The organism is Oleiphilus sp. HI0123 (genome assembly GCF_001635315.1).
In genome coordinates this window covers 1-7,706 of record NZ_LWGE01001755.1, presented here as the reverse complement: position 1 = coordinate 7,706, position 7,706 = coordinate 1, and the positions used below count along the sequence as shown (strand labels likewise).

General features: G+C 45.1%; 7 protein-coding genes. 1 reads left to right on the top strand and 6 read right to left on the bottom strand.

Annotated features, from left to right (window positions below; all coding sequences use genetic code 11):
• Window positions 1-61: 61 nt before the first annotated feature.
• The 6 genes from truD to A3761_RS23700 all read right to left on the bottom strand — a co-directional run bounded on the left by truD (window position 62) and on the right by A3761_RS23700 (window position 6,878).
• Window positions 62-1,045, bottom strand: a complete 984-nt coding sequence (truD, locus tag A3761_RS23725) for a tRNA pseudouridine(13) synthase TruD (protein WP_082865198.1) — start codon at window positions 1,043-1,045, stop codon at window positions 62-64.
• Window positions 1,042-2,349, bottom strand: coding sequence for a 2-C-methyl-D-erythritol 2,4-cyclodiphosphate synthase (gene ispF / locus A3761_RS29105; protein WP_068751030.1), 1,308 nt, complete (start codon window positions 2,347-2,349; stop codon window positions 1,042-1,044). The genes truD and ispF overlap by 4 nt, the downstream gene beginning before the upstream one ends.
• A gap of 72 nt (window positions 2,350-2,421) precedes the next feature.
• Window positions 2,422-2,700: a cell division protein FtsB gene (ftsB, locus tag A3761_RS23715; RefSeq protein ID WP_068514126.1), complete on the bottom strand. Its 279-nt coding sequence runs from the start codon at window positions 2,698-2,700 to the stop codon at window positions 2,422-2,424.
• A gap of 317 nt (window positions 2,701-3,017) precedes the next feature.
• Window positions 3,018-4,310 (bottom strand): phosphopyruvate hydratase, encoded by a 1,293-nt coding sequence (gene eno, locus A3761_RS23710; protein WP_068514123.1) that lies wholly within the window; start codon window positions 4,308-4,310, stop codon window positions 3,018-3,020.
• Between the two features lie 80 nt (window positions 4,311-4,390).
• Window positions 4,391-5,236, bottom strand: a complete 846-nt coding sequence (gene kdsA, locus A3761_RS23705; protein WP_068514121.1) for a 3-deoxy-8-phosphooctulonate synthase — start codon at window positions 5,234-5,236, stop codon at window positions 4,391-4,393.
• A gap of 16 nt (window positions 5,237-5,252) precedes the next feature.
• Window positions 5,253-6,878: a CTP synthase gene (locus tag A3761_RS23700; RefSeq protein WP_068514118.1), complete on the bottom strand. Its 1,626-nt coding sequence runs from the start codon at window positions 6,876-6,878 to the stop codon at window positions 5,253-5,255.
• Window positions 6,879-7,251: 373 nt separating this feature from the next.
• On the opposite strand from A3761_RS23700, the gene A3761_RS23695 reads away from it, so the two are divergent.
• Window positions 7,252-7,706: PhnD/SsuA/transferrin family substrate-binding protein (locus tag A3761_RS23695; RefSeq protein WP_197473215.1), on the top strand; the 455-nt coding region annotated here is incomplete at its 3' end.

Here is a 7,706-nt window from a genome sequence, read left to right as displayed (position 1 = left end):
ACCTCCGAGAGTACCTGTATACCTTCAGCATTAATACCGTCATCATTGGATATCAGTAAACTCATCGTGTGCTCCGCATGCCTTGATTACCCTCTCCCAAGCCTTGAGACAAGTTAAACACTTCGGCAAGCAATGAAGTAGCAAAGACTCCCGTAGGTAATTGAAACTCTAGTTCAAGCTCAGCCTCTCCCATTGACCAAGACATCGCCTCAGGGACAACAAGGTATGGCCTCCGCTCTAAACGCAATCGATTTTGATGTATTCCTTTTTTAAAGGCAGGGTGCGCCTCTAGAATTTCTTTCTCTGGCTCAGTCAGTTCGTTACTTCCTGGCGTTTCGTCTCCGTATAGTGGGCCGCTTAGATCAGCGCTCAAGTCATCCCCACTTTCTATCAAGCTTGCTAGATTCAAGTTGTATAAGTACGAACGAGCTGCCGATAAATAGAAAGAACGCTGGCTTTTAGATGCTTTAATCTTACCTTCAAAATATTGTACGCCACGATCCAGATTCGCACCGTCAAAGCCGAATCGTTGAGGACCGAAGTAATTTGGAAAACCTTTATCTCTGACTTGTAGCAAAAGAGCTTCCACATTAGCCATATTGTCAATATTTCTCACCACCAACCTAAAGAAGTTGGCACTATGCTCGCCGCGTCTTAACTTCTTATTATGCCGTTGATAACTGAGTACTTTTACGCCTTCACATTCAAATTCGTTCCAATTAGGCTCAGGCTTATTCCCTAAATAAACACTAAACCATTGCCGGGTAAGCGCCCAACGATCCTTTAAACCTGACAGCCCGACATCCACTTTTTTGACGTGGGAGAAACGCGCTAACTGACCCGCCACATACTCAGTATTCTGACCATTTTTTTCCAGCCATAACCAAACGTGCTCCCCCTCACCACTTAGCTCAGGATTCATGACCTCTTCAACAAAGAAGTCTTCTTCTTTTGTCTTAATGACACCGGCAGGCCGCGGTAAGTCAGCGATACATGGAAAAACCAGATTGAACTGTGATTCTGGTAATGACCTTACTTCACTCACACGCTTCTCCTTTCACTTTCGCAGCTAGGTTTAGGCACTAACAATACACTTGCCTGACAAGCAACTCCTTCCTCACGCCCTGCAAAACCAAGGCGCTCTGTAGTCGTTGCTTTAACACTCACCAGCTCAGGAGAAACCTGTAAGTCCTGAGCAATATTTTCCTGCATCTTTCCTATATGCGGCGCCATCTTAGGAGCTTGAGCAATAATAACGCTATCGATATTGGAAACTACAAAACCTTTTTCTGAAATCAAGTGGTTTACTGCAGACAACAGTTCTCGACTATTTGCCCCTTTCCACTTTTCATCAGTATCAGGAAAGCGCTTACCGATATCACCTAAGGCCAAAGCACCTAACATTGCATCCATAATCGCGTGAATCAGCACATCCCCGTCGGAATGCGCAATAAAAGATTTGTGATGGGGAATTTTGACGCCTCCCAGGATAATTTCTTCACCCTCGCAAAATGCGTGCACGTCATAACCGTTCCCGATTCTCGGAAAGCTATTCATTTTTTCACCTCGTCCCAGCTGCGTCCGCGCAGCCAAGGTATCTGCAGCCAAACGTAAATCGTGCGGCCGCGTAATTTTGATATTGTCATCTGAGCCTTCAACTAGGCAGGGCGCCCCACCCATATGCTCTATTGCTGACGACTCATCGGTCACCGTCAGCCCAAGCCGCTGACATTCACTTAGGGCATGGCGCAGCTCGGCAAAACGAAAGACTTGTGGTGTAAATGCTCGCCAAAGTTTGTCCCGATCCGAAGTACCCTCAATCGCCCTTCCATCTTGTGATACCTTAATCGTATCAACAACGCGAGACGCCAGAATAGCACCGCCCTCTGAACCGTCCCAGGCGTCAACATGTTCAATCAAGTTATCTATATCTTCTCGACTTAAACAGGGCCGCGCAGCGTCATGCACCCACACCCAATCTTGCTCATCGGCAATACCTACCAAAGCATCAAGACCATTTAAAACAGTATTGAAGCGTTCACTACCACCCTTATACTGAATCACTCGAGCATCTTGAGCCAAACTATCGCTATCAAAATAGTCATCAGCCTCGGAAATACCTATATGCACCTGAGTAAAGCGAGGGTGGTCAAGGAAGGCTTTGGCACTCAGATAAAGAACACTGCTTGAACCAAGCTGAAGATATTGTTTAGGGATGTCACTTTGCATTCTGCTGCCAACACCCGCTGCCGGAATAATGACCCAAAACCGAGGTAGTGCTTGCTTAGCAGAGTCTAAGCCTGAGAGGGGTGAGGAGGTAAACGAAGGACTGGGGCTTGAAACCGACATAGTTGGGGCACAAAGTGATAAATAAAAACCTATGACCCGCTCTTGGTCATGGCAGGCGCTTGCAATGGGCCATTATAGTTTCGAAGCCACTACCATGTAAAAGGTTTCGTCTCGCCCTATCATGCCCAAACTGAAACGAGCACGTTCTTCAATCGCATCATAGCCATTTTTAAGGTCTAGCACCTCAGCATTCAGCTGAGCATTGCGCTCACTTAAGGTGTCATTCGCCGCCTGCTGCAAAGCCACTTTTTCGCGCAAATGCGAAACTTCTGCAAAGCTACCACTGCCAAACCACAAGCGGTACTGCAAACCAAGAATAACAATGACCATTATACTCCAGAGCACTTTCATAAGGACAACTTCACTACACCTTTAACTTCACACTAGTCACATTATTACTTAAAGATTGCCATACGCTGACAAGACACATAGACAAGCAAAAACGATATTTCTTCCCGCTACCACAGCGTAGAGACAAGAAAGCCCCGCTACATAAAAACGGATAAACAAACATATATTGGAATAAATTTACTCTAGTTCAGAAATTGGCTTTTAGCGAAAAGAATTCTGAAGATTAGCATAATTTAAGATAAGGCTTGTTTTGCCTAAAGACAAAAAAGCACTGAACGTTCAACGCACAGTGCTTTTCATTCAATCAAGGCCAGAAATTACTGTCCTTTGATCTCACTTCTACCCTTATAAGGCGCCTTGCTTCCCAACTGCTCTTCAATTCTCAATAAGCGGTTATACTTAGCAACACGATCAGAACGACAAAGTGAACCAGTCTTTATTTGGCCGGCACAGGTACCAACCGCCAAATCAGCAATTGTTGTGTCTTCTGTTTCACCAGAACGATGTGAGATAACTGCGGTATAGCCTGCATCTTTAGCCATCTTAATCGCATCTAAGGTTTCGCTCAGGCTACCAATCTGGTTGAATTTAATCAGAATCGAGTTAGCAATATCTTTTTCGATACCTTCAGAAAGAATCTTGGTATTGGTCACAAACAAGTCATCACCAACCAATTGAACTTTGTCGCCCAACTTTTCAGTTTGATACTTCCACCCATCCCAATCCGACTCGTCCTGACCGTCTTCAATAGAAACGATTGGATACTGGTCGCAAAGCTCAGCCAAATAATCAGAGAACTGCTCAGGGCTGAAAGCCTTACCTTCGCCTTTCATGTCGTATTTACCATCAACATAGAACTCAGTTGATGCACAGTCTAAGGCTAGCGTAATGTCTTTACCTAGCTCGTATCCTGCATTCGCTACAGCAACCTTGATTGCCGCCAATGCATCGGCATTAGAAGCCAAGTCAGGCGCAAAACCGCCCTCATCACCCACAGCGGTATTTAGACCTTGCTCACTTAATACCTTCTTCAAACCATGGAATATTTCAGCGCCCGCACGCAGTGCTTCGGCAAAAGTAGGAGCAGAAACTGGCTGAACCATAAACTCTTGGATATCAACATTGTTGTCTGCGTGCTCACCACCATTGATGATATTCATCATTGGCACAGGCATAGAGTACTGACCAGAAGTACCGTTTAGATCAGCAATATGCTCATAAAGCTCAACGCCTTTTTCTTGTGCTGCTGCTTTCGCTGCTGCCAAAGAAACCGCCAAAATTGCATTAGCACCCAGCTTAGCTTTATTCTCAGTACCGTCCAGATCCAACATAATTTGGTCTAAAGCTCGTTGATCGGTAACATCCTTACCTAATAACGCAGCCTTGATCTCTTCATTAATGCCGGCAACAGCCTTTAAAACACCTTTACCTAAATAACGACTCTTATCACCGTCTCTAAGCTCCAAGGCTTCACGAGAGCCTGTTGACGCACCAGAAGGAGCGCAAGCTGTACCCACCACACCAGACTCTAGAATCACATCCGCTTCAACAGTAGGGTTACCACGAGAATCCATGACCTCACGGCCTTTGATATCAATAATCGTTGTCATTACACTTCTCCAAAAATAATAACTTCAGGCCCTGTCTTTCCTTCAACAACGCCAAAATTCAAAATCATAAACGCTATATTTTAAGCCGTATCTAAAGGCTTAAATTGCTTAACTAGCTCATCGATTGCCTTAACTCTAGCAAGGAAGGGTTCAAGCTGCGACAACCTTAAAGCACACGGGCCATCACACTTAGCATTTTCAGGGTCAGGATGAGCTTCTAAAAACAAACCAGCAATACCCTGCGACATACCCGCAAGCGCTAAGTCAGTTACAGCTTCACGTCGACCACCAGCAGAATCTGCACGACCACCGGGCTGCTGCAAAGAATGCGTCACGTCAAAGAAAACCGGGTACTCAAAGCTCTTCATTACACCAAATGCCAACATATCGACAACCAGGTTATTGTAACCAAAACTGCTACCACGCTCGCAGAGAATTAACTGGTCATTGCCGGCCTCTTCACACTTGGTCAAAATATGTTTCATTTCCTGAGGCGCAAGGAACTGGGCTTTCTTGATATTAATAACGGCATTTGTCTTGGCCATCGCTGCCACCAGGTCTGTCTGACGGGACAAGAAAGCTGGCAATTGGATAATGTCACAAACTTCAGCAACCGGAGCTGCTTGCTCAGGCTCGTGCACATCGGTAATGACCGGCACATTAAAGGTTTTCTTTACCTCTTCAAAAATACGCAAGCCTTCTTCCAAGCCGGGGCCTCGAAAAGAGTTAATAGAGGAGCGATTCGCTTTGTCGAAAGACGCTTTAAATACATAAGGAATATCAAGCTTGGTCGTTACCTCGACATATTTCTCGGCAATCTGCATCGCAAGATCCCGGGACTCTAATACATTCATGCCGCCGAACAAAACAAATGGCAAATCATTAGAAATTTTTACATCACCGACCTGTATGACTTTTTGACTCATCTATATACCCTTCTATTTACGAAGACTTATTTGTGAATGCGGCAGAAATGAAACCTTCAAACAAACCATGACCGTCTCGCGGCGTTGAAGTAAATTCCGGATGGAACTGACAGGCAACAAACCATGGATGATCCGGTGCTTCAACGACTTCAACTAATGAGTTATCTGCTGAACGACCAGAAACAATCAAACCGGCCTCTTCTAATTGCGGCAGAATATTATTGTTCACTTCATAACGGTGACGATGACGTTCAATGATCACTGGCTTGCCATAACTTTCGAAAGCCTTAGAACCCTGAACCAGATTACACTCCTGAGCACCTAAGCGCATGGTTCCGCCCAAGTCTGAACCCGCATCACGTTGCTCTACAGCTCCGCTGGCATCTTTCCATTCAGTGATCAAACCTACTACCGGGTTTTCGCAGCCTTTATCAAATTCAGTACTATGCGCATCAGCCAAACCAGCGACATGACGAGCATATTCAATGACAGCAACCTGCATACCTAAACAAATACCTAAATATGGAACCTTGTTTTCACGCGCAAACTTAACTGTCTGAATTTTACCTTCAACACCACGATTACCAAAACCACCGGGCACTAGAATTGCGTCCACTGACTCTAGAACGGCAGTACCTTCATCTATAATTCTCTCGGAATCAATATACTCAATATTAACCTTGGTGCGCGTACGAATTCCTGCATGCTTAAGCGCCTCGATTAGAGACTTATAAGCGTCAAGTAATTCCATGTACTTGCCTACCATGGCAATGGTTACTTCGTTTTCCGGACTGGATTCAGCTTCAACCACTGAATCCCACTCTGTTAGATCGGCCTCATCACACTCCAGACCAAATCGTTCTACGACAATTTGATCCAAACCATGTTCATTCAGCATACGTGGAATCAGGTAAATGCTGTTTGCATCCTGTAATGGGATAACGGCGCGCTCTTCTACGTTGGTAAACAAAGCAATCTTGCGGCGAGATGATGCATCAATCTCGTGATCAGAGCGACAAACCAGAATATCGGGCTGAATACCGATAGAGCGCATTTCTTTTACGGAATGCTGGGTCGGCTTGGTTTTGGTCTCACCTGCGGTTGCAATATAAGGCACTAGAGTTAAGTGCATAAACAGCGCACGCTGGGAGCCCACTTCAATCTTTAACTGTCGCACTGCTTCCAAAAAGGGTTGCGACTCGATATCCCCAACTGTGCCGCCAATTTCAACCAAGGCGACATCATAGCCGTTAGCACCTTCAACGATGCGGCGTTTGATTTCATCAGTGATATGAGGAATTACCTGGACTGTTCCACCTAGATAATCGCCACGTCGCTCTTTGCGAATGACGTCTTCATAGACTCGACCACTCGTAAAGTTATTTCGCTTGGACATCGTGGTTCGAATAAAGCGCTCATAATGCCCCAAATCCAAATCAGTTTCGGCACCGTCTTCGGTAACAAATACTTCACCGTGCTGAAAAGGACTCATCGTGCCTGGATCCACATTTATATATGGGTCCAGTTTAAGCATTGTTACTTTCAGCCCTCGAGCTTCTAAAATAGCAGCCAATGAAGCTGAAGCGATGCCTTTCCCTAAGGAGGATACAACACCACCTGTCACGAAAATAAAACGTGTCATGCAAATCCCGTCAATATCTCAGACAAAGAGCTTTCCATACCTTGCGCCACGCAAAGTTCAGTTAACTCAAATATTTATGTAGAAGGGGGAGATTTTCATCTCAAGATGGGGCGCCAGATTACCAGAAAGCGAGGTTTCACTCAAACTAAATGTGCGTTCAATCACAGCTAATATCTCTTCTGCAAAGGCCTCATAGCTAAATTAAATTTATAGTACCTGGCCTGGCAGAGGCTGACATTGTCTTTTATCATAAACATAAGCCAAAAAATGGAGCTAATTCGTGTATCGCCCCCACCCCCAAACTCATGACAATTCAATAGTGCCCAGCGCTCTGAAAAAGTCGAAAGCAGGCTTTTCGTGCTCAGCAATAGCCGTGGTTTCAAGCCTATTATTTATACTGTCCTTTTCATTAAGTTCAGCCTTACATGCCAAACCTTTAATTGTCGGCGTTGCGCCCTCGTTCCCCAAACCCGTTGCCGAACTGGAAGCTCTTGAAAAACAGATCGTTAAGAAAAAAAGCAAGTTTGCGGTGAAACAAAAGAAGCTAGACCAACAACTCAGCTATGCAACATCAAGCAGCTCTCTTCCTACTAAAACAGTAGCATGGCAAAACGTAATTTCTTTTTTGGAACAAGCCTCGGGAATTGAACTTAAATATGAAGCTGCCAGCAGCCAACTCGATTTTGAATTAAAACTGGCCAAAGGGCATTACGACCTTGCCTACACTACCCCTTTGCAGTTTCATGCATTTAAAGAGTTTCCGGGCTACCAGGCCCAGGTCAAACGCAAGTCACAGCCAATCAGAGGACTAATATTCGTTAAGAAAAC

Excerpts from the sequence above, each read along its gene's own strand:
- kdsA (WP_068514121.1), bottom strand. The coding sequence starts at position 5,236 with ATGAGTCAAAAAGTCATACAGGTCGGTGATGTAAAAATTTCTAATGAT.
- eno (WP_068514123.1), bottom strand. The coding sequence starts at position 4,310 with ATGACAACGATTATTGATATCAAAGGCCGTGAGGTCATGGATTCTCGT.
- A3761_RS23700 (WP_068514118.1), bottom strand. The coding sequence starts at position 6,878 with ATGACACGTTTTATTTTCGTGACAGGTGGTGTTGTATCCTCCTTAGGG.
- ftsB (WP_068514126.1), bottom strand. The coding sequence starts at position 2,700 with ATGAAAGTGCTCTGGAGTATAATGGTCATTGTTATTCTTGGTTTGCAG.
- ispF (WP_068751030.1), bottom strand. The coding sequence starts at position 2,349 with ATGTCGGTTTCAAGCCCCAGTCCTTCGTTTACCTCCTCACCCCTCTCA.